This is a genomic window from Nocardia sp. Marseille-Q1738, assembly GCF_965283145.1.
In genome coordinates this window covers 413,378-433,550 of the sequence record NZ_CBDIMS010000004.1, presented here as the reverse complement: position 1 = coordinate 433,550, position 20,173 = coordinate 413,378, and the positions used below count along the sequence as shown (strand labels likewise).

General features: G+C 66.8%; 19 protein-coding genes and 1 pseudogene. 8 read left to right on the top strand and 12 right to left on the bottom strand.

Features of this window, described 5'->3' with window-relative positions:
* Positions 1-414: 414 nt before the first annotated feature.
* Positions 415-2,667: a serine/threonine-protein kinase gene (locus ACWPXK_RS18580; protein WP_454197389.1), complete on the bottom strand. Its 2,253-nt coding sequence runs from the start codon at positions 2,665-2,667 to the stop codon at positions 415-417.
* Positions 2,668-2,802: 135 nt separating this feature from the next.
* On the opposite strand from ACWPXK_RS18580, the gene ACWPXK_RS18575 reads away from it, so the two are divergent.
* On the top strand, positions 2,803-3,915 hold the full coding sequence (locus ACWPXK_RS18575; RefSeq protein WP_454197388.1) for an NAD(P)H-dependent amine dehydrogenase family protein: 1,113 nt from the start codon (positions 2,803-2,805) through the stop codon (positions 3,913-3,915).
* Here ACWPXK_RS18575 and ACWPXK_RS18570 read toward each other — a convergent pair.
* Positions 3,890-5,110 (bottom strand): IS110 family transposase, encoded by a 1,221-nt coding sequence (locus ACWPXK_RS18570; protein ID WP_454195839.1) that lies wholly within the window; start codon positions 5,108-5,110, stop codon positions 3,890-3,892. The two genes, ACWPXK_RS18575 and ACWPXK_RS18570, sit on opposite strands and share 26 nt — an antisense overlap.
* Positions 5,111-5,336: 226 nt before the next feature.
* On the opposite strand from ACWPXK_RS18570, the gene ACWPXK_RS18565 reads away from it, so the two are divergent.
* Positions 5,337-5,828: a carboxymuconolactone decarboxylase family protein gene (locus tag ACWPXK_RS18565; RefSeq protein ID WP_454197387.1), complete on the top strand. Its 492-nt coding sequence runs from the start codon at positions 5,337-5,339 to the stop codon at positions 5,826-5,828.
* 19 nt (positions 5,829-5,847) lie between these two features.
* Here the strand turns inward: ACWPXK_RS18565 and ACWPXK_RS18560 are convergent, their stop codons facing one another.
* Positions 5,848-6,567 (bottom strand): hypothetical protein, encoded by a 720-nt coding sequence (locus tag ACWPXK_RS18560; RefSeq protein WP_454197386.1) that lies wholly within the window; start codon positions 6,565-6,567, stop codon positions 5,848-5,850.
* A gap of 79 nt (positions 6,568-6,646) precedes the next feature.
* Positions 6,647-8,209, bottom strand: a complete 1,563-nt coding sequence (locus ACWPXK_RS18555) for an amino acid permease (RefSeq protein ID WP_454197385.1) — start codon at positions 8,207-8,209, stop codon at positions 6,647-6,649.
* Between the two features lie 54 nt (positions 8,210-8,263).
* Between ACWPXK_RS18555 and ACWPXK_RS18550 the strand changes: the two genes are divergently transcribed.
* Complete coding sequence (locus ACWPXK_RS18550; protein WP_454197384.1) at positions 8,264-9,733, top strand: FAD-dependent oxidoreductase; 1,470 nt, start codon at positions 8,264-8,266, stop codon at positions 9,731-9,733.
* A gap of 24 nt (positions 9,734-9,757) precedes the next feature.
* Here ACWPXK_RS18550 and ACWPXK_RS18545 read toward each other — a convergent pair whose 3' ends face one another.
* Complete coding sequence (locus ACWPXK_RS18545) at positions 9,758-10,387, bottom strand: UdgX family uracil-DNA binding protein (protein WP_454197383.1); 630 nt, start codon at positions 10,385-10,387, stop codon at positions 9,758-9,760.
* A 168-nt stretch (positions 10,388-10,555) separates the two neighbouring features.
* Here ACWPXK_RS18545 and ACWPXK_RS18540 point away from each other — a divergent pair, with 168 nt between their 5' ends.
* A complete protein-coding gene (locus tag ACWPXK_RS18540) occupies positions 10,556-11,884 on the top strand; it encodes a glycosyltransferase 87 family protein (RefSeq protein WP_454197382.1) in 1,329 nt (442 codons plus the stop codon).
* A gap of 46 nt (positions 11,885-11,930) precedes the next feature.
* On the opposite strand, the gene ACWPXK_RS18535 is transcribed toward ACWPXK_RS18540, so the two are convergent.
* Entirely contained in the window at positions 11,931-12,161 is a 231-nt protein-coding gene (locus ACWPXK_RS18535; RefSeq protein WP_454197381.1) for a nuclear transport factor 2 family protein, read from the bottom strand.
* A 382-nt stretch (positions 12,162-12,543) separates the two neighbouring features.
* Between ACWPXK_RS18535 and ACWPXK_RS18530 the strand changes: the two genes are divergently transcribed.
* Positions 12,544-13,308 (top strand): trans-aconitate 2-methyltransferase, encoded by a 765-nt coding sequence (locus ACWPXK_RS18530; RefSeq protein WP_454197380.1) that lies wholly within the window; start codon positions 12,544-12,546, stop codon positions 13,306-13,308.
* A gap of 144 nt (positions 13,309-13,452) precedes the next feature.
* Here the strand turns inward: ACWPXK_RS18530 and ACWPXK_RS18525 are convergent, their stop codons facing one another.
* Positions 13,453-13,722: an ANTAR domain-containing protein gene (locus tag ACWPXK_RS18525; protein ID WP_454197379.1), complete on the bottom strand. Its 270-nt coding sequence runs from the start codon at positions 13,720-13,722 to the stop codon at positions 13,453-13,455.
* Between the two features lie 179 nt (positions 13,723-13,901).
* Between ACWPXK_RS18525 and ACWPXK_RS18520 the strand changes: the two genes are divergently transcribed.
* Entirely contained in the window at positions 13,902-14,180 is a 279-nt protein-coding gene (locus ACWPXK_RS18520) for a hypothetical protein (protein WP_040779098.1), read from the top strand.
* Positions 14,181-14,242: 62 nt separating this feature from the next.
* Here the strand turns inward: ACWPXK_RS18520 and ACWPXK_RS18515 are convergent, their stop codons facing one another.
* From ACWPXK_RS18515 to ACWPXK_RS18500, 4 genes are all read right to left on the bottom strand, one after another.
* Complete coding sequence (locus tag ACWPXK_RS18515; RefSeq protein WP_364332713.1) at positions 14,243-14,443, bottom strand: hypothetical protein; 201 nt, start codon at positions 14,441-14,443, stop codon at positions 14,243-14,245.
* A 173-nt stretch (positions 14,444-14,616) separates the two neighbouring features.
* A complete protein-coding gene (locus ACWPXK_RS18510) occupies positions 14,617-15,078 on the bottom strand; it encodes a MerR family transcriptional regulator (protein ID WP_454197378.1) in 462 nt (153 codons plus the stop codon).
* Positions 15,079-15,087: 9 nt separating this feature from the next.
* Positions 15,088-15,639, bottom strand: a complete 552-nt coding sequence (locus ACWPXK_RS18505) for a class I SAM-dependent methyltransferase (RefSeq protein WP_454197377.1) — start codon at positions 15,637-15,639, stop codon at positions 15,088-15,090.
* A 72-nt stretch (positions 15,640-15,711) separates the two neighbouring features.
* Positions 15,712-16,470, bottom strand: a complete 759-nt coding sequence (locus ACWPXK_RS18500; RefSeq protein WP_454197376.1) for an SDR family oxidoreductase — start codon at positions 16,468-16,470, stop codon at positions 15,712-15,714.
* Positions 16,471-17,491: 1,021 nt separating this feature from the next.
* On the opposite strand from ACWPXK_RS18500, the gene ACWPXK_RS18495 reads away from it, so the two are divergent.
* Together ACWPXK_RS18495 and ACWPXK_RS18490 are read left to right on the top strand one after the other, a co-directional pair.
* Complete coding sequence (locus ACWPXK_RS18495; protein ID WP_454197375.1) at positions 17,492-18,247, top strand: hypothetical protein; 756 nt, start codon at positions 17,492-17,494, stop codon at positions 18,245-18,247.
* A 94-nt stretch (positions 18,248-18,341) separates the two neighbouring features.
* Positions 18,342-18,998: pseudogene (locus ACWPXK_RS18490) on the top strand (dienelactone hydrolase family protein); the annotation flags it as partial.
* Here ACWPXK_RS18490 and ACWPXK_RS18485 read toward each other — a convergent pair.
* Entirely contained in the window at positions 18,979-20,082 is a 1,104-nt protein-coding gene (locus tag ACWPXK_RS18485; protein ID WP_454197374.1) for a CapA family protein, read from the bottom strand. The pseudogene ACWPXK_RS18490 and the gene ACWPXK_RS18485 sit on opposite strands and share 20 nt — an antisense overlap.
* Between the last annotated feature and the right edge of the window lie 91 nt (positions 20,083-20,173).

Below are 20,173 nucleotides of genomic sequence, written 5' to 3'. Positions count from 1 at the left end.
CGGTGACGGTAGTCGGCGAAGGGCCGATCTGCTCGGTGTACATCGGATACACCATGCTGCCGTGCCAGATGATCGGGTCCGCACTCTGATAGCGCGCCGCCAGTGGCAGGTCTTCGGACGAATTCCGGGCAGCCCACGACGAATACGAATCGTTCATGCTCGCGCCGCCTTTCCGCCCGATCCCGACCGCCGCCCCCGCGCCGGGCGGCCAGCGTTAACCGTACTAGTCGCGATCCGGAGCCGCGCCGCCATCCCCTGGCGCTCGGCAACACCCCTGCGCGACAACGCTACCGACGAGTCACTCGGCGGTCCAGCCGCGGTCATCACGGGCCTCCGGGGGTATCAGCCCCGTCGGGCACCCCGCACGACGTCGAACGCCCCGTGGTCGGCGCCGGTGTCGAGGTACGACCCCGCTTATCGGCGCGACTCGGCGAGGCCCTCCAACGCGGCGAGGTCCTTTTCCAGCGCCCGGAACAGCCAATACACCCCGACGAACGCCAGCGCGCTACCGACGCACAGCACCCGCAGCGGCATGATCACGGCGGGAATGTCCTCCGGCGGAATGAAGGTCACGCCGGCCACGCCCAGCAACGGCACCGCGGCGGCGACGGCCAGGAAGTAGGTACTGGTCGCGTCGAGTTGCCGCAGGCGACGCGCGTCCTCGGCGCCGAGTCCGCCATGCGTCAGAAACGTCGGGTACAGCGACCGGACGGCGTAGAAGGTCACCAGAAAGTAGGGGTAGGCCATCGCGATGGCACCGCACACAATCTGGATGATCATGAAATGGACGTAGGCCGCCGTGGTGATCTGGTTGCCGGACACCTGCACCGACACCGGGACCACGACGCCCGAGATCGCCCACAGCGCGAAGCAGGCGAGCACATTGCGTCTGCCGAGCTGTAGCGTGTTGGCTCTGGCCCTGGCAAGGGTCTCCGGGTCATAGGACCTACCCTTGCGCAGCCCACGTGCGATCGACCAGAGCCCGGCGAGTAGCAGATTGGTGACAACGAAGCCGATCAGGAAGCATGCGGGGATGGTCGCGAGTTCGATCTGATCGAAGCGATGCCGTGCCTGCGCGTCCAGTTTGTCGATGATCAGCGTGCGATGGTGATTGAAGCTGTAGAGGATCGCCAACGCGTTCGGCACGGCGATGGCCAGCACCAGAATCGGGTGCATCAGCAGGCGGGCGCGCAGGCGCCAACTACCCGGCGTCGGATCGACGAGGTCGCGGGCGCGGGCATCGAGGCATACCGCCAACTGCTGGGCCATGTCGGCGCCGGACGGCCAACGGTTGTCCGGTTCAGGGTCGAGCGCCCGGACCAGGGCGCGGCGCAAGGCCTCCGGGCAATCCGGTGGTAGATCCGCGTAGGGCAGTGCCTCCGGGCTGTGGGATCGACGCTCCAGCATCCCGTCCAGGGCGGTACGGTCACCGCCGGTCACCGCGTCGTCAGCGAAGGGTTTGCGGCCGGTGAGCAATTCCCAGAGCACGACGGCCAAGGCGAAGAGATCGCTGCGGGTATCCAGATCCTCGGCCGAAGTCGGCAGGTCCGGGTGCACGGCGGCGAGTTGCTCGGGGGACATGTATGCCAGCGAACCGCCGAAGTAGGCGATGGGACTGGCACCAGAGACATTGCCGCTGAAGCTGATGTTGAAATCGGCGAGCTTCGGCACGCCATCGGCGGTGAGCAGGACATTGGCCGGTTTGATGTCGCGGTGCAGCACGCCCGCCCGGCCCGCGTAGTCGAGCGCGTCGGCCAAGCGGCGTCCGAGCCATGCCACGGTCTCCGGCCAGGACAACCCGGCCAGCTCCGCTCGCACCGGCGATTCACTGGGCTGGATCTCGCCCTTCGCGGCGAGTACTTCGTCGATGACCTCCAGCAACAGTGCGCCGCCGCGCCGCGGCTGCGGTGTCGCGCGGACCCGCTCGAGCACAGTGAACAGCGTGCCGCCCGGCACGTATTGCATATACAGCAGGCGCAGTTTCCGGCTCGCCAGCACACGCTGGTCGAAGACGCGCACGATGTAGTCGTGGTCGAGCTGGGCCAGTGTCTGCGGTTCCGTACCCTTGTCGTGGGAGATCTTCACCGCGACCAGTCGCTGCATCGACCGCTGCCGAGCCAGGAAGACCCGGGCGAAGGCACCGCGGCCGAGGCCGGTCATCAGGTCGAAGTCATCGATCTTCTGCCCGGGCTCGAGGTCGTCGAGGTTCGCCGGTTCGGCCGCGACCGTGAGCGTGCTGTGGTAGTCGTCGGTCGCGAGCATCTCCGAGAGCTGGTCGGCCCGCTCGGGATAGGCGGCGGTGTACTCGGCAACGTCTACCGAGCCGCCCGCGTGCCTGCGGACGTGGAATTCCTCGTAGATCAGATCCGGTGGCAGCGGCCAGGTGCGTAGTTCCGGCAGTTCGTCGACGTAGTCGGCGAGCCGTTTCGGCGCGGCTCCGCGGGCCCATCGGTTGGCCAGGTCGACCTTGATCAGTTCGATCAGCGAAACCCGGCGGATGGCGGGGGAGTCGGGCAGGTAGGCGGCCAAGTCCGGCGGTGTCGCAGCCGTGCGCCACGCGTCGGCGAAGCGCTCCACCACCTCGGCAACTCCGTTGCCCCGCGATCCCACCGGCGAGCGGCCTGATGCGACCGTCGCCCCCGGGCCCGCTGGGGCAGGGTGCGCCATGGGGGCATCGTATCGCCCCCCGTCGTTCGGGAATCGCCCGTTCGGCGGGGGAATCCGGACCGTGCCACGATCGCGTTCCGCGTGCGCTTTCCAGGAACGCCGAACAGCCGACCAAGCGCTTGCTACGCTCGATCGATGATCTCCACGGTGGTCTGGGGCACCGGCAATGTCGGCCGGGCGGCCATCCGGGCCGTCGACGCCCATCCAGCGCTGCGCCTGACCGGAGTGCTCGTGCACAATCCGGATAAGATCGGCCGTGACGCGGGCGAACTCGGCGGCCTCGACCACGTGCTCGGTGTCGCGGCCACCGACGATGTCGACGATGTGCTCGCGGCCGGCCCTGGCGCCGTCGTTTATGCCGCCTCCGGCGATATTCGCCCCGACGACGCGCTCGCCGATATCGTGCTGGCGCTGCGCGCGGGCGCGGTGGTCGTCACGCCCGCGCTCTATGCGTTGTACGACCCGCGCAACGCCCCACCTGAGGTGCGCGAGCCGGTGCTGGCCGCGATCGCCGAAGGCGGTGGGTCGCTGTTCGTCTCCGGCATCGATCCCGGGTGGGGCAATGACGTGCTGCCACTGCTGATCAGCGGGCTCGGCAGCACGGTGGACACGATCCGGTGTCAGGAGATCTTCGACTACTCCACCTACGATCAACCGGATTCGGTGCGTTACCTGGTCGGCATGGGCCAGCCGATGGACTACCAGCCGCCGATGCTCGCGCCATCGGTGCCGACCATGGTGTGGGGCGGCCAGATTCGGCTGATGGCGCGAGCGCTGGGTGTCGAGCTCGACGAGATCCGCGAGACGCTGGACCGTCGTGCCCTGAACGCGGCGGTCACCACCTCGTCCATGGGCGAGTTCGCCGCGGGTACCCAGGGCGCCGTGCGATTCGAGGTCCAGGGGATCGTCGAAGGGCAACCGCGCCTGGTCGTGGAGCATGTCACCCGCATCCATCCGTCCTGCGCTCCCGACTGGCCCACGCCCGCCGACGGCGGTGCGGGTGCGCACCGGGTGATCATCGAGGGTCACCCGCGCATCGAAGTGACCGTCGAGGCGACCGACGAGGACGGCAACCGGTCCGCGGGCGGGAACGCCACGGCCGTCGGTCGCCTGGTGGGCGCCATCGACTGGCTGGTAGCCGCGCAGCCCGGACTCTATGACGCACTGGATATTCCGCTGCGGCCCGCGGTCGGCAAACTCGGAAGGAATCTCAATGACGATGTCAAGCCGCAGTGGGGACCTGGTTGATGCTCGGGGGCTTGGTGTCGAAGGGGCGGTTGTCGCGCAGCAGGGCCCACAGCACGTCGACCAGGCGTCGGGCCAACGCTAGGAGGGCTTGGGTATGAATGAGCCGTTCGGCGCGTTTGCGCTGGTAGAACGTTCGCGAGGGCCCCTCGTTCTTGATCGAGGACAAGGCGGCCATGAAGAACACACGCCGCAGCCTGCGGTTGTAGCGTTTGGGCCGGTGCAGGTTGCCGCTGATCCGGCCGGAGTCGCGCGGAACCGGCACCAGCCCGGCGTAGGAGGCCAACCGGCCCGGCGTGGTGAACTCGGCCAGGGCGTCACCGCCGGTGCTCACGAGGAACTCGGTGCCCAGGTGCGGGCCCATGCCGGGCAGCGACTCGATGATCCCCGCCTGCGGATGTTGCCGGAATCGGGTGGTGGTCTGCTTGTCGAGGTCTTTGATCTCGCGGTCGAGGTCGAGCAGCTTGCCTGCGAGCCGTTTGATCAGCGCGGCGGTGGTGGCCTCGCCCGGCACGGCGATGTCCTGGGTTCCGGCCGCGGCGACCGCCTGCGCGGCCATCGCGCCGATCCCTTTGCGCCACGCCCCATTGTCGGTGAGATATGTTGTGACACCGTTGATTCCGGCGTTGCGGATCTCGGCCGGGGTGCACAGTCCGGCGACCAGGATCAGCGGCGAACGCGTCGAGTAATCGAACGCGGCCTCCAACGCCGGGAAGATCGCGGCGAGCATGGCGCGCAGCTGGTTGACTCCACGCACCCACTCGGCCATCAGGTCGGTGCGGTAGCTCGACAGCTGGGTCAGCTCGGCGATCAGTTCGTCGGGTGCGGTCACCGGTTGCAGATCCGAGCGCATACGGGCGGTGTCGGCGATGACGCGGGCGTCCTTGGCGTCGGTCTTGCCCTCACCGCGGAAGATGCCGGTCATGGTGGCCACCATGCGGCCGGGCACGTACACCACCGACTCACCGGCGGCCAGCAGCACCGTGATCAGCAGCGCGGCCAGTGGGCTGGTCAGATCGATCGCCCACCGCAACTCGATCCCGGTCTTGCGAGCGCGGTCGATCACCGCCTCGATCGCCCGCTGATCGTTGGCGAGTTTGCCCGACCAGCACACCTTGCCGTTCTCATCGACCACGCACACATGGTGGCCGGCCTTGCCGACATCGATACCGACCCAGATCCGTTGGCGCAGCGCCACTCTCACACTCCAGTTCACCCAACCGAAGCCCGTGGACAACCCCGCCATCAGGTCCCTAACCAGCGACGAACCGCATCAGATCTCAATCAGTGGCCGGAGCGTCCAGCACGGTGGGGCAGCCATTCCTTCCGAGCCACAACAGAAGCAAGCGCCACATCAGCTACACCCCACCGTCCTGGGCATCCAGGGCACCAACCCCAGACACCTACAACTTAGGGAAGCGCACATGATCATCGATATTCCCGAGGGGAAGGACCCGATCGGCTATGTCTGGGGCGAGATGGTCCCCGGCATCGGGATCGCCGCCTCGAACTTCTCGTTGTCGGTCTATGCACACAGCACCCTCGGCTTGCGCGAGTTCGAGGCCGCCAGGCTGCGCATCGCTCAGATCAACGGCTGTCTGTTCTGCCTGGACTGGCGCACCGAGCGCGACGGCGAGAAGGTCGAGCCCGAATTCGCCGACGCCGTCGCGCATTGGCGCGGCACCGACGCCTTCGACGAACGCACCCGCCTGGCCGCCGAATACGCCGAGCGCTACGCCACCGATCACCACAACCTCGACGAGGAGTTCTTCGGCCGCATGTTCGCCCACTACAGCCAGGTGGAAGTGGTCGAACTGAGCATGAGCATCGGCTCGTGGCTCGCGTTCGGCCGGCTCAACCACGTCCTCGGCTTGGACGCGGTCTGCATACTGCCGGGCCATACCCTCGGTCAGTAGGGCCGGACGCCGCGGAGCATCACGCCGGGAGCCTCGACACCCAGGCGGGCTGCCCGTCGACGAGGCCGAGTTCGAATTGCTCGGGAGCGTCGAGTACGGCGCTGAGCTGCCGGTGGGCTTGCTCGGCCGAGATCTCGGCGGGGAATCGGATGTATTCCAGCGTGGCGCCCGGGATCCGAGCCTGGAATCGGTACCGGAATTCGACCTGGCCGGCGTAGGTCAGCGCGATGCGCCCCTGCCAGTCGATGTCATGCTTGCCGTCCGCGCGCCGGGTGAAGGAGACCTGCTGGTCGGCGACCGAGTCGTGCCCGAGCAGGTAGATGTTGAATGCCAGGCATTCGACGTCGTTCGCGTCGGCCAAGGGGAGCGGATCGACGGTGAGGCATTGCGGCTGTTCGGACTTCAACAGAAAGGGGCGTCCGGGCGCGGCGGCGCGCAGGCCGGTGCCTTCGTCCTCGCCCCAGTAGGTGGACGACAACGTGCAGCGGTGATAGTTCTGCCACACGATGGGTGAGAGCCAATCCTCGTCGATGTCGCTGTCGTCGTCGCGGTCGTCCTCGGGCCGGTATTCGGCGTCGTAGTCCGCGGACCGCAGATGCAGATCGAACCACAGGCCACCCGCCTGGTCCATGCGGCCGGTCCACGCGAACTCCTCGATCGCATGCCCCTCGGGCCAGGGATTTCCAGGGAACACAATTCTTCCGGCGGGCGAAAGACGTGCCAGGTCGGTCCTTTCCATGCCGACAAACCCTAGCGACCGAGGCCGACAAACTCGACATGCCAAAGCCGGGAATCCGACCTCGCCGTAGCCGATCGCTTCAGACGACGGCGGGTGCCTCCGCCTCCGGCTCGCCGGCGGGCGGCTCGTCCACCGTCCGCTTCGGTCCGGTGAACCAGATGCGCGCCGACATCAGCCACCAGATCCCGATCGCACCCACCACGCCGACCAGGGCCAGCGGAGCGTAATTCACGGTAGTCCAGGTGAATTCGGGGTGCCACGGGTAGCCGCGAGCATCGGTGGGAAGGATGAACAAGCAGCTGATCAGCGCGATCCAGATCAGCGCGACCACACCCACCGGGCGATACCACGCGCCGAGTTGCCATGGACCGGTGCGGAATCGGGCGCCGTGGCGTTGCCGCAGCAGGATCGGGATGCCATAGGCGATGTACAGGCCGATGGTCGCGACCGAGGTGGCGGCCGCGTATGCGGTCGGCGCGTTCGGCGCGGGCACCAACATCGACGGAATCAGCAGCACGAAGGCGAAGGACGAGATGAACAGCACCGCGTGCACCGGAACCTTTCGCGCCGAAAGCCTCGACCAGAGCTTCGCCCCGGGCACGGCGCCGTCCCGCGCGAACGCGAACAGCATGCGCGAGGCCGAGGTCACCGAGGCGTATCCGCAGAACAATTGGGCGACCGCCGCGATCACCAGCAGCAGGCCCGACCAGAACCCGTTCAGCGAGTTCTCCAGGATGTAGATCACCGGATAGCCGCTGTTCTTCTCCGGATCGAGTGCGTCGTCGAGATTCGGGATCGCGAACGTCACCGCAAGGATGAGGAGATATCCGGCGATCGCCGACACGATGATGGTGTTGATGATGCCCTTCGCCGCCATCCGGGACGCGTCGTGCGTTTCCTCCGACATGTGCGCGGACGCGTCGTAGCCGGTGAAGGTGTACTGCGCGTGCAGCAGGCCGAGCAGGAAACTGAACGCGACGCCACCGAATCCGATCGCGCTGTTGTCAACGGTTTCGGTGAAGACGAATCCCGCGCTCTGGTGGTGCTTCGCACCGAAGCCGAGCACGACGACGAAGATCACCACGCCGCCGACGTGCCACCACGCCGACACGTTGTTGATCACCGCGGACAGGTGCGGTCCGATCGCGTTCAGTACGGCGTGCAGGACCAGGATCGCGGCGAACACTCCGAAGATGGCCGTGCGGTCGGTGCCGATGTCGACGCCGATCACGTTCAGCACGACAGTGGTGAAAATGGCCGCGCCGTAGTCGATCGCCGCGGTGACCGCGATCTGACCGATCAGGTTGAACCAGCCGGTGAACCACCCCCACACCGGACCGCCCAGCTCCGCGGCCCACCAGTACAACCCACCCGAGGTCGGGTAGGCGGAAGCCAGCTCCGCCATGGCGAGCCCGACGAACAGCACCATGATCGAGACCAGGGGCCAGCCCCACGCCATGGTGATCGGCCCGCCATTGGCCAATCCGATGCCATAACTGGCCAATCCACCGGTGAGGATGGACACGATGGTGAAGCTGATGGCGAAATTGGAAAATCCGGACCAGGTTCTGGCCAGTTCCTGCTTATAGCCGAGTTCGGCGAGCCGACGTTCGTCGTCGGAGGCGGATCGGGTGTCGGTCATATGTGCTCCCGGGTGAAAACGCTGCCCTCATACCGCGTTTGCCAGGAGATCAGTGTGAATCAGTCGCGGGTCAACCGCATGGCAACCAGGAAATTCGCGAAACCGGGCCCCGGCGCCCGCCGCGTGCGCGCCGAACGTAGCGTGAAGACCATGGGCGAGCGAATGGTCGTCATCGGTGGTGACGCGACAGGGATGTCGGCGGCCTCGCAGGCGCGCCGCATGAAGGACGCGAGCGCATTGGAGATCGTGGTCTTCGAGCGCGGCGGTTTCGCCTCGTTCTCGGCCTGCGGCATTCCCTACTGGGTCGGCGGCCACGTCCTCGAACGGGACGCCCTGATCGCGCGCACCCCCGAGGAACATCGCTCCCGGGATATCGACTTGCGGATGCACACCGAGGTGACCGAGATCGACGTCGCCAAAGGCAGGGTGCGCTTCCGGGAGCGCGATACCGGGTTCGAGGCATGGATGACCTACGACCATCTGGTGATCGCCACCGGCGCCCGGCCGGTCCGGCCACCGCTGCCGGGCATCGACGCGGGCGGCGTGCACGGCGTGCAAACGCTCGACGACGGCCAGGCACTGTTGGAGACGCTGGAGCGGGCGCGCGGCAACCGCGCCGTGGTCGTCGGCGCGGGCTACATCGGCGTCGAAATGGCGGAGGCCCTGATCCGGCGCGGCTACGACGTCACGATGGTCAACCGCGCCGCCGAGCCGATGTCCACGCTCGATCCGGACATGGGCGCCATGGTCCGCGACGCGATGTGCGGAATGGGCATCAAGGTCGTCGGCAATGCGGAGGTTTCCGAGATCCGGACCGGGGACGACGGCCGGACCACCGCGGTGGTGACCGACACCGCGGAATATCCGGCGGACGTTGTGGTGCTCGGTATCGGTGTACGTCCCGAGACGGAACTGGCCCGTGCCGCGGGGTTGCCGCTGGGGGAGCACGGCGGACTGCGCACCGATCTCGCCATGCGGGTGCGCGGACACGAGAACATCTGGGCGGGCGGCGATTGCGTCGAGGTGTTGGATCTGGTCTCCGGCCGCGAACGCCACATTCCGCTGGGCACGCACGCCAACAAGCACGGCCAGATCATCGGAGCAGGCATCGGCGGCGGATACGCGACCTTCCCGGGAGTCGTCGGCACCTCGGTGAGCAAGGTATGCGATCTGGAGGTGGCGCGAACGGGTTTGCGCGAGAAGGACGCCAGGGCGGCAGGCCTGCAGTACGTGACGGTCACCATCGAATCCACCAGCCGCTCCGGCTATTACCCGGACGCGGAGCCGATGACGGTGAAGATGCTCGCCGAGCGTCAGACGGGCCGGCTGCTCGGCGTGCAGATCGTGGGACGCGAAGGCGCAGGCAAACGCGTCGACATCGCCGCGGTCGCACTGACCGCCCGGATGACCGTCGAGCAGATGACGGTGTTGGACCTCGGCTACGCGCCGCCGTTCTCCCCGGTGTGGGATCCGGTTCTGGTGGCGGCCCGCAAAGCGGTGAGCGCCGTTCGCGCGCGTGGGTAACGCCGCGCTCAGGCGCCGCGGCCGTCAGCGCGCGGCCGCGGAGTTTCCGAGCTGGGCGCGGACGATGCGCAGATCGGCGACGAACGCCGCGTAGGCCTCCGCGCGGTCGGGTGCACGCAGTACCGCCGACGGGTGCACGGTGGCGACGACTCGATAGTCCTCGGCCTCGATCACCTCACCGCGTTGTGCGCTGACCTTGAACGAAGGGCCGAGCACCGCCTGTGCGGCGATCGCACCGAGGCACACCACCAAGCGGGGTCGCAGCAGGTCGAGTTCGGCATCGAGCCACGCCGAGCAGGCGACCACCTCGGTGCGTCCCGGCGTCTTGTGGATCCGGCGTTTGCCGCGCTCGACGAACTTGAAGTGCTTGACCGCGTTGGTCACGTAGACCGCGTCACGGTCGATATCGGCCTCGGCCAGCGCGCGGTCGAGCAGCCGTCCGGCCGGACCGACGAATGGCTGCCCCAGCACGTCCTCCTGATCGCCGGGCTGTTCGCCGATCACCACGACATCCGCGTTCGCGGGACCCGCGCCGAATACCGTCTGGGTCGCGTGCCGGTAGAGATCGCACCCTCGGCAGTGGCAGGCGGCCTGACGCAGCCGCGCCAGATCCGCACCTTCGGGGACGAACTCCGCAGCGCCGGGTGCCTTCATCGCTCATCGCCTCCCGCATCGACCGGGGTCGCGACCGTCATGTGCCGACCTCCTCTGCTGCCTCGGGCTGGTGGTGGCATACCCGTTTCCTGGCCCTTCACGCGACGAGCGCGACCGGGCCGTCCCATGTGCTGAACGCGCGGAGAGAGGTCGGTATAGTCGCCGCGGATGAGTAGTGTCAGCGCCACCGCCGAAACGCCGATGTCCCATAACCGTCGACTCGGGCGTGTGCTGCGGCTGGCACCGGTCCTCGCGGTCGCGTTCTCCGCCTTCTGTCTCCTGAAGCCGGTCTGGCCATTCGACGAGATCACCGGCGGATTCATCGACCTGCAGGTATATCGGCTCGGCGTCGACGCCATGCGGCACGGCGCCGATATGTACGGCCAACTGCCGCAGACCACCATCGGCGCGGGTCTTCCTTTCATCTATCCGCCGTTCGCCGCGCTCGCGCTGGGCCCGTTCGCGATGCTGCCGTGGGACGTGGCCGCGCTGAGCTTCTTCGTCTCCTCGGTGGCCGCGCTGGGCATCACGCTGTACGCGGTGGCTCGGCGGGTGTGGCCGGAGGAGTCGCGGCGCAGGTCGGCGGTCTGGGCGACGGCCTGCGCGACGCCGCTGGGACTGCTGCTCGAGCCGATTCATTCGACGCTGGACTTCGGTCAGGTCAATCTGCTGCTGATGGCGCTGGTCGCCGCGGATTGCCTGACGCACAAGCCGCGCTGGCGCCGCGGCATGCTGATCGGTATCGCCGCCGCGATCAAGCTGACGCCCGCGGCGTTCGTGCTGTACTTCCTGGTGCGCCGGGACTACCGTGCGGCGGCGACCGCCGCCGTCACCGGTGCGGCCGCGACGGCACTCGGCTTCGCCATCCTTCCGAAAGAATCGGTCAAGTACTGGTTCGGCGGGCTCGGTAACGTGTCCGGGCTGAGCGGATCCGCGTTCCATACCAATCAGTCGATTCAGGCGGTCTTCGCCCGGTTCGAGGTGCCCGAGCCCGCGTTCACGGTGGTCTGGCTGGTGCTGGGCGCCGCGCTGCTGGCGTTGGTCGTCGCCGCGATGCGCCGGGCCGCCGACCTCCCGGCGCTCGCCCTGGCCATCAACGCCGTCTTCACCCTGCTCGTCTCGCCGATCTCCTGGTCGCACCACTGGGTATGGATCGCGCCCGCGTTGTTCGCCATGGCCGGATACGCGACTCGCCTGCCTGGCAGGTGGGCGATCGGCTGGTGGGTGACGTTCGTGGTCACCACGGCGGTCTTCGTGATCGGTCCGCACAACTGGCTGCCCGACGGCGAGCACCGCGAAACCATGTGGACGCCATGGCAGCACTTCATCGGCAACACCTATGTCTGGTTCAGCGTGGTGCTGGTCGCGCTGTTCTTGGTCGGCAGCAGGCGAGGCCTCCCGATCCGGCGGGCGGTGCAGCCGGACACGCACGCGGCTGAGTCTTCGGAGGCCGCGACATCAGCTCTCACTCCCGCCGAGACGGCTGCACGTCCCTAGAAGAGCCCGCCGCAGCTGCCCGAGGATCAGCCCCACGCGGGACGGATCAGCCCATGCCAGGCGCGGAGGGCGCGACGAAGAGGAAGCTCTTCTCCTCGACCCGCTCTTTGATGCGCCACTGCCCGTCGTCGCGCACGAACGTGTCGAGATAGCACAGACCGCACCGCATCATGGTCGGCGGGCCGTCGCCGCCGGACATCAGCATCGGGTTGTGACACATCGTGCGCCCGGTGGCGGTGTCGCCGTCGACGGTGATGGATGAATTGCTGATCAGCATGCCCGCCTCCGAGTCACGTCGATGTGACTAGATGCCACCAGGATTCGACATGCGGGGCAACGGCACGCCGGGGTTATGCCCTGTGCGGCAGAATGTTCAGAACCAGTGTGACCCCGGCCACGATGCTCGCGCATGCCACCAGGGTGGAGAAGGCGGACTGCGTGAGCGCCGCGATACCGAGCGAAAAGGCAAGGCACGTAGCGAAAGCGAGCGCGCCGGTTCCCCGTTCCACACCGGCTATCCGGGTTGGTCGGTGATCCGTCATAGCTATGTGATACCCAGAGCCGGCCGTTACGAAACCGTGATGCCGAGTCTGTTTGCTCCTGTTCGGTCGAACAATACAGTACGTACGTACGGTTTGGTAGATAATCGGGAGCGGACTATGTGGGATCCACAGCAGTACCTGGCCTTCGGCGACCATCGGTCGCGTCCCTTCTTCGACCTGCTGGCCAGGGTTGGCGCGACCGAACCGCGGGGCGTGGTCGACCTCGGCTGCGGTCCAGGGCATCTCACCGGCGTACTCGCGCAGCGCTGGCCCGGCGCGAGCGTCCAGGCTCTCGACTCTTCACCCGACATGGTCGCGGCCGCGCGCGATCGCGGTATCGAAGCGGATCTCGGCGCCGTGGAGAACTGGCAACCGGGCGAGGACACCGATGTCGTCATATGCAACGCCGTCCTGCATTGGGTACCCGAACATCCCGCCTTGCTAGCGCAATGGATGCGTCAACTCCCCACGGGGGCGTGGTTGGCCATCCAAGTTCCCGGAAACTTCGACGCGCCCTCTCATCGAGCCATCCGGCAAGTGGCCGCCCGCGGCGAATGGCGCGACCGTCTCGGACAGGCGGGCATCCTGGAACCCCGGGCCGTCCTCGATCCGGCGGGATACGCCGACGTGCTCGCCGACTCGGGCGGCGCCGTCGACGCTTGGGAAACGACCTACCTGCAGCGTTTGACCGGTGACGACCCGGTGCTCGGCTGGGTCGCCGGCACCGCGCTGCGCCCGGTCCGTGACGTCCTCGACGACGCGGAATGGCGCGAGTTCACCGCCCAGCTCGCCCCACTGCTACGGGCCGCCTACCCGCGGCGGGGCGACGGCACCACCTGGTTGCCGTTCCGGCGAGTATTCGCGGTCGCCCAGAAGCGCTAGCGATCTCATGGCCTGGCTGGACAGTGCCGGACAACCATTTGTCCGGAAATCTCCGGGCAGTCGCCCGAGCAGGCGAGCGCCGCTGTCGATGATCGGCGGGATCGAGGCGCGCGGCTTTGCTCGACCCGCGACCGGTTCGGTTGCTCATGCCGTCCACAGGAGTTGGTCGAGGCGGCTGCGCAGCTCGGTGGTCACCGCGGGCGGGCAGACGGACGGCAGTTCCGCGGCCACTCTGGCGGCGAGAATCCGCAGCTTGGTGTTGGTTTCCTGGGACCGTACCCGCAGCAGGGTGAACGCTTCCCCGGCGTCGATTCCGTAGGCCAGCATCACCGCGCCCTTGGCTTGCTCGATCACCGCCCGCGCGGCCGTCGGGTCCAAGTCAGCGGCCGGCACGCTGTCACCGTCGTCGCTCACACTCGTGCACTACCCGTCCGCCGCGATCTGACACCGATTCCCAGCTAACTCTCGACCGGCAGCGGGGTGCCCTCGTCCGTTCGGAGGGTTGACGGATACTCCGCGGATCGCGATACTTCGATCGTCATAGCGATTGCGTATAACTTGTCCAGCCGCAACGCGACGGAGACAGATCAATGATGATCCATACGGCAGTCGAAGCGTTCCTGATGGCTCAGGTGGAGGATCCCGTCCCGGAAGCTCCACCCAATTCGGACAAGATCCTCCAGCTACTTCGGTACTTCACGTGGTTCGTGATTCTCTCCGGCGTCACCGGAATCATGTACGCGGGAGGGAAATTCGCCTGGGAGAAATGGCAGGGCGGTCCACTCGCGTCGGCGAAAATGGTCGCCGGCGGCATGCTCGGCGGCGTCATCGCCACCAGCGCGGGGACGATCATGAACGCGCTGATCGGCTGAGCCGTTCGCTCGGCTGGGTGGAGCCGAGCGAGCGGCTCCACCCAGCCGACGAGTGTTCGCGATTACTCGGTGACTTCCAGTTCCACCAATTGACCTGGCGTGAACGACTTTTCGCGCCGATTGGTCTCCACGCCGAAAACCGCGACCACGAGATCGCCGCCCGGCTGGACCACTCCCGCTTGGGTGAGGGTGCCATACCCGACGACCGATTCGCCGATGTGGTCGGCGAGTTCTGCCGCGGGGATTCGAATTGTCTTGCTCACGGGGCACCTCTATCGAGTCGAAGTGTCACTGCTGGCTGTGTGACTGTTCGCAGAAATCGATCCTAATCGGCGAAAACGTGCGCAGAACCCCCGTCTCGTCGCCGAATCGCCTCCCGTCGACCGGTTTGCCGCAAACTCAACCGTCAGAGCGGAAATCCGTGCGCCATAACGATCTACACTCGGCGCCTTGATCGGTTCGTGACTCCTGATGGCTGCTGTGCACTGGCTGCTCCGGTCGCCAGCGCTAGCGCGTCGGCGACCTTCGCCCGGAAGTGCGGGCAGCCGCGGAAGTCCTCGGCGTCGCAGTCCAGCGCATGTGAGATGGTCTCGAGTGCCGCTGTGGCCTTGGCGATGTGGAATACGAGCTGGTCGCGGTGCGCACGCAGCAGAGCGCGACGAGCGCTCCGGTCGGACGCTTCGGCGAAGAGCGTGGCGAGCTCGTCCAGCGACAACCCGACCTGCTTACCCAGCAGGATCATCGCGACCGTCTCCGCGTCGTCGTCGCGATATCGGCGGCGGCCGGCGCCATCTCGGCGCGGAGCGAGCAAGCCGGCGTCCTCCCAGTGCCGCAGCACGTGGGTGGCCAGGCCGAAACGTGCCGCGAGTTCGCCGATCGATATGTCGCCGCCCGCCATACCCGCACTCTAAGCGGCGTGAGCGGTGAATCGCGCATAGAGCCCGATCGGATGTCGCCGGGGACGCGCCGTTTCCCGACGCACCGTCGCCGCCGGGAACGAATCGCGTAACGCGGCCAGGGCGGGAGCCGCGGGCACGAACCGGAAGTCGTAGATCGCCACGGTGCCGCCGGGCCGCAGCACTCGCGCCAGCTCCGCGATCGACCGGTTTACATCGGGCCATTCGTGCAGACTCAGGCTCGACACGACCAGGTCGAAGCTGTCGTCGGGGTAGGGCAGCGCGCCGACGTCGCCCACCGAGAACTCCGCTCGGCCGGCGAGAGTTCGTTCGGCGATTTCGATCATGTGCGGCGACAGATCCACGCCATGCAGCCGCAGGTCCGGTCGTCGAGAATGCAATTGCGCCACCAATTTTCCCGGTCCGGTCCCTATGTCGAGCACCAACGCGCCCAGGGCCGTCGCGGCGTCGACATCGGCCGCGATCAGCCGGTACAGGCCACCGAGCAGCCGAGTGGCCCGCCGGTCGTAGCCTCGGCTCTGCTTTTCTCCGAACGTTGTCATCATTCCCCTTTTCTCACAGTGCCCACAGCTTGCGAGTTGAGGTCGACCTGAAGTCAAGGGGAGTCGTGACTTCTACTGTTGCGCCGGATACTTGTGGTCGAGCCACTCGTCGAACGTCGGTCCTGCGAGTATGGCCTCTGGACCGGGCAGTAAAGCGCCACCGGCCTGCAGCTCGTGATTCGGATCGTCGATGTCGACGATTTCTTCCACACGAGCCGGTTTGCCCTGTCGCGCAGCCAGTTTCGCGACGGCCGTGGCGAGCTCCAGCTCATGCGGACCGGCGATCTCGATCATTTCGGCGCCGCTGTCCGCGATGGCCACTTCGGCCAGCTTCTCCGCGACGGTGCGGGCAGCGACGAGCTGAGCCCGGTACTTCGGGACGTAGGCCGTGTCGCCGCGCGTGGTCCAGTCGAGCATCATCTCGGTGAATTCGTGGAATTGGGCGGCACGCAGGATCCGCACCGGCACCGGGCCTTCCCGGTAGGCATGCTCCTGCGCCAGCTTTCCCGCGTAATGCCCGGCGGTGAACTGCTCGATCCCGATGATCGAGACCAGTGCGATTCGCCGCACCCCCGCGGCGGCCGCCGCGCTTTGCACGTTCCGCGCGACGGTGCGGAAGAAGTCCGTCACCGCCGCCGTTTCGGTGGTCGTCGCGTTGACCGAGTCGACCACGACATCCGCCCCGGCCAGCGCCTCTGCCAGCCCTTCTGCCGTGTAGACGTCCACACCTGTCGCTCGGCTGACCCCGAGCACCTCGTGGCCTTGCTTCGTCAGCACGTCGGCCACCTCGCGGCCGATCCGACCACTTGCACCGACAACCGCGATCCGCATCGCAACCTCCTTCGTGTGGATTGTCCGGCGAGTAGACGAAGCGCGGCCGCCTAGTGTGACATCTCGTACGGAGGTGACCTGAACCACGCGAGCGCCCGGTGGACGAGAAGAAGTTGGGGGAGGCGATCCGGGTACTGGGCCCACTACGGCTGGTCGCGACGCGACATCCAGATCGTTGGCTCCGCGAAAGGCGGCTCACCGCCGAATTCGGCTCGAGCACGCCGAAAAGTTGCCGCCCCGGAGTACGGTTCGAGCGGCGGGTGGTTCGTCTCGATCGGCAGCGTCGCCGCCTCGTCTGATCGAGGGACGGCGACAGCTGCTGGGCTGTGCCTCCTTACTCATCTGATACGGACTTCGAATTCAATGAACGCAGGCCACATTCAGCTCGGTGTGGCCCGGCAAGTGGCCTCAGAGGCACCACACAACGCTACCGAGAGGAACGCAGATAAAGACCGATCCGGTAGCCGGCGTCGCCGCTTCGGATGGCGTTTCGGCGGAAGCGGCGGGACCGGCGATAAGGCCGAATGAGAGAACGATGGCGGTTGCGGCGCAGATTTTCGTGATTCTGGTGGACATTGTGATCCTTCAACTTGGGTGAACTTTACGTCTGACTCACGGAGTTCATGGTTCACCCTATGGACGGCGAGCGCTAGACAAGGAAAAGTCAAGTTCGGTCCTCGGGCGTAACGGGAAGATCACCCCGGGTGAGTTTTACGGGGCAGCGACCTCGAAGCACCGCCCAAAAATACCGGTGGTCCAGCAATCGCCGCGGAAACGGTCCGTAATGCATGGATCAGGTTACGCATCAGGATCGGTGCGCAATGGATATCTACCCTTATCGGCATGTAGTCGCCGCCCCGCGACCGGCCGTGCACGCGCACGTGGAGCCGCTGCGGCGCGCTGAACCGGCCGATTCCGCCACCCCATCGTGGCGACCGGGTGGCCTGCCTGCGGTGCAGGCTTCCCACTGGAGGTGAGTCGCGAACGAACTCCGATACCGCCCCGACCATAAAATGACGTCATGGTGCAGCCAACTCCCTGGCGGGCGAACGAAACCCAGGATAGGAGCGGCACGCCGGAACCAGGGGCGAGCGGGCCACAAGGGCCGAAGGCCTATCAGGTCGCGCTGCGCGGGCACTGGGGCTATGTCGCGGCGGCGGTTGGCAACCTTGTGACGCTCGTACTGCTGTTCCAGTCGTGGATCACCGTCAGGGGTCCCGACGGCAGAGTCACCGTCAATGCCTTCGGCCGGATGCAGATCACCACGGTGTACCTGAACGTCTGGTCATCACACAGACCGCGCGCCGCGCAGATCACGGGATTCTGGGCGATCCTGGCCAGCGCGGCCATCGCCATCACCGTCCTGGCGGTGGTGATCAATCTGCGGCTTCGCATCGAGGCGCTCACCCGCCTTGCGACGTTCTCCACGCTGGCCACCGCGTTGTTCGTGCTGATCACCGTGCTCCACATCAACAGCAAAAGCGCTGAGTTGAAGGGGATGGTTTCGCGCACCACGGATCTGGGCGGTCAAATCGGATCGTTCATGAACTGGGCCTTCGGCAATGGCAGACTCGCGGTGCCCGGCGTCGGGCAGGTCAACTACACCTCCGCGACGCTCACACAGTGGGCACTGCTCGCCGGTCTTGCGGCGCTGGGCTCAGCCGTCGCCGCTGTCACGCAGTGGGTCCGTAGCGATTCGACAGGTCTGTTCCGCATGCCGTGGCGTGTCCAGGTGATCACATCGAAACAGTCCCAGGAGGCCGACCCCGCCGACTGACCAGGGGCAATCGACGGCGCCTTGCGGCCCCTCTTGCGCACGACCGGCCTGATCGGGTACGCCGGATACAGGAGGTGTTTCGATGTCGTCCGCACCCTATCCCTTGACGCGGACAGAAGAGGTCATCGTGCCGCCGGAGTCCATCCGTCTGGCGGGGGTGCTGGCCGTCCCGCAGGACTGCACCGGACTGGTCGCGTTCGCGCACGGCAGCGGTAGCGGCAGGCACAGTCCGAGAAACCGGTTCGTCGCCGAGGTCCTGAACCGGGCTGGGTTCGCGACGATGCTGGTCGACCTGCTGACCCCGGACGAGGAGGGTGACCGCTCGCGTGTATTCGACATCGAGTTGCTCGCCCATCGCCTCGTCGAGGTGACCCGCTGGCTGCGGACGCGCCCGGAACTGACCGGACTGCCCACCGGCTACTTCGGAGCGAGCACCGGCGCCGGTGCGGCGCTGTGGGCGGCCACCGAACCCGGCACCGAGATCGCCGCCATCGTCTCCCGCGGCGGTCGGCCCGACCTGGCCGGTCCGCGGCTGGCGCTGGTCCGTGCGCCCACTCTGCTCATCGTCGGCGGCGACGACCACTGGGTGCTGGAGGCCAACCGTGCGGCCCGGCTGCGGATGCCGTGCCCGAGCGAGGTCGATGTGGTGCCCGGCGCGACACATCTGTTCGAGGAGCCCGGTGCGCTGGAGCAGGTCGCGGATCTCGCCCGCGACTGGTTCCACCGCCATCTCACCGTTGTGCGGCGTTGAACACGACGGGGAAGTCGTCAGGACGCGACGCCACGCGGGTTCCGAAACCACGGCTGATGTGCGCCATCAACTCGCACAGCCAGCGCGATTCGCCGGGGGCAGCCCACTCGAGACGCATGTGCCGTTCGCGCAGCGGAATCATGCGCACCTCCACCGCGTCGGCCTCGATCGACACCAGATACAGCAAATGCAATTCGGTGCGGTACCGTTCGTGGCCGCTGATGCCCTCATAGTCGTCGATGACGTCGCCGCACCCGTACAGAATCGGTTGGCCGCGGTAGATCTCGATCGGCCGGGGATGGTGTGCGGAATGTCCGTGCACGACGTCGACCCCGGCATCGATCAACCGATGTGCGAACTGTTTTTCGCTCATCGCTACTCCGTAACCCCAATTCGGTCCCCAATGGACGGAGACGATCGTGATGTCGTGGTCACGCTTGTGCGCCAATACTTTCGCGGCTACGTCATCGGCGGCACGAGCGCTCGGTGATTCGCCGACCCGCCACACCCCATGCCGGTTGTTACGCGCCGCCCAGAATTCCGGAACCCCGCTCGATCCACCGGCGACCGAGACGATCACCACCCGATGTTCGTGGTCGAGTTCCACTATCGCAGGGGCTTGTGCCTCGTGCAGATCCGCGCCCGCCCCGGCACGGCGGATGCCAGCGGTATCGAGCGCTTCGAGCGTGTCGACCAGCCCCGGGATACCGAAATCCAGGACATGATTGTTGGCCAGAGCGCAGACGACCGGCGCGATCGCGGTCAACACCGGCACATTGTCCGGGTTCATCCGGTAGTGGACGCCTTTGCCCGGCGCGAACGCGCCGTCCGCGGTGATCGAGGTCTCCAGGTTGATCAACCGCACCTCGGGGTCGACCTCCGAGAGGAGCGACAGGACATCACCCCAAGGTCGGCGGAAATCGACGGGATAAGCGAACGCGCCGTTCGCGCGCTCGGCCAACTCGACATACGTTCGCGCATCATCGACACACCGTTCGCGCAGCACCGGTTCGCCAGGATGCGGCAGAATCTGGTCCACACCCCGGCCCAGCATGACGTCGCCGCCCAACAGCACCGTCGCCATACCACCATTGTCGATCTTCTCCGGGCTATGCGCTCGCCGCGGGCCGATCCAGCGTTGCGGGACCCGGTGCTCAGGGGCGAAGGCGTGCGGC

Bases quoted from the DNA above. Each gene is read 5' to 3' on its own strand.
- ACWPXK_RS18530 (WP_454197380.1), top strand. From the start codon at position 12,544: ATGTGGGATCCACAGCAGTACCTGGCCTTCGGCGACCATCGGTCGCGT.
- ACWPXK_RS18575 (WP_454197388.1), top strand. From the start codon at position 2,803: ATGATCTCCACGGTGGTCTGGGGCACCGGCAATGTCGGCCGGGCGGCC.
- ACWPXK_RS18560 (WP_454197386.1), bottom strand. From the start codon at position 6,567: ATGGAAAGGACCGACCTGGCACGTCTTTCGCCCGCCGGAAGAATTGTG.
- ACWPXK_RS18535 (WP_454197381.1), bottom strand. From the start codon at position 12,161: ATGCTGATCAGCAATTCATCCATCACCGTCGACGGCGACACCGCCACC.
- ACWPXK_RS18565 (WP_454197387.1), top strand. From the start codon at position 5,337: ATGATCATCGATATTCCCGAGGGGAAGGACCCGATCGGCTATGTCTGG.
- ACWPXK_RS18505 (WP_454197377.1), bottom strand. From the start codon at position 15,639: ATGACAACGTTCGGAGAAAAGCAGAGCCGAGGCTACGACCGGCGGGCC.
- ACWPXK_RS18495 (WP_454197375.1), top strand. From the start codon at position 17,492: ATGGTGCAGCCAACTCCCTGGCGGGCGAACGAAACCCAGGATAGGAGC.
- ACWPXK_RS18555 (WP_454197385.1), bottom strand. From the start codon at position 8,209: ATGACCGACACCCGATCCGCCTCCGACGACGAACGTCGGCTCGCCGAA.
- ACWPXK_RS18500 (WP_454197376.1), bottom strand. From the start codon at position 16,470: ATGCGGATCGCGGTTGTCGGTGCAAGTGGTCGGATCGGCCGCGAGGTG.
- ACWPXK_RS18545 (WP_454197383.1), bottom strand. From the start codon at position 10,387: ATGAAGGCACCCGGCGCTGCGGAGTTCGTCCCCGAAGGTGCGGATCTG.
- ACWPXK_RS18540 (WP_454197382.1), top strand. From the start codon at position 10,556: ATGAGTAGTGTCAGCGCCACCGCCGAAACGCCGATGTCCCATAACCGT.
- ACWPXK_RS18520 (WP_040779098.1), top strand. From the start codon at position 13,902: ATGATCCATACGGCAGTCGAAGCGTTCCTGATGGCTCAGGTGGAGGAT.
- ACWPXK_RS18485 (WP_454197374.1), bottom strand. From the start codon at position 20,082: ATGGCGACGGTGCTGTTGGGCGGCGACGTCATGCTGGGCCGGGGTGTG.
- ACWPXK_RS18580 (WP_454197389.1), bottom strand. From the start codon at position 2,667: ATGGCGCACCCTGCCCCAGCGGGCCCGGGGGCGACGGTCGCATCAGGC.
- ACWPXK_RS18510 (WP_454197378.1), bottom strand. From the start codon at position 15,078: ATGGCGGGCGGCGACATATCGATCGGCGAACTCGCGGCACGTTTCGGC.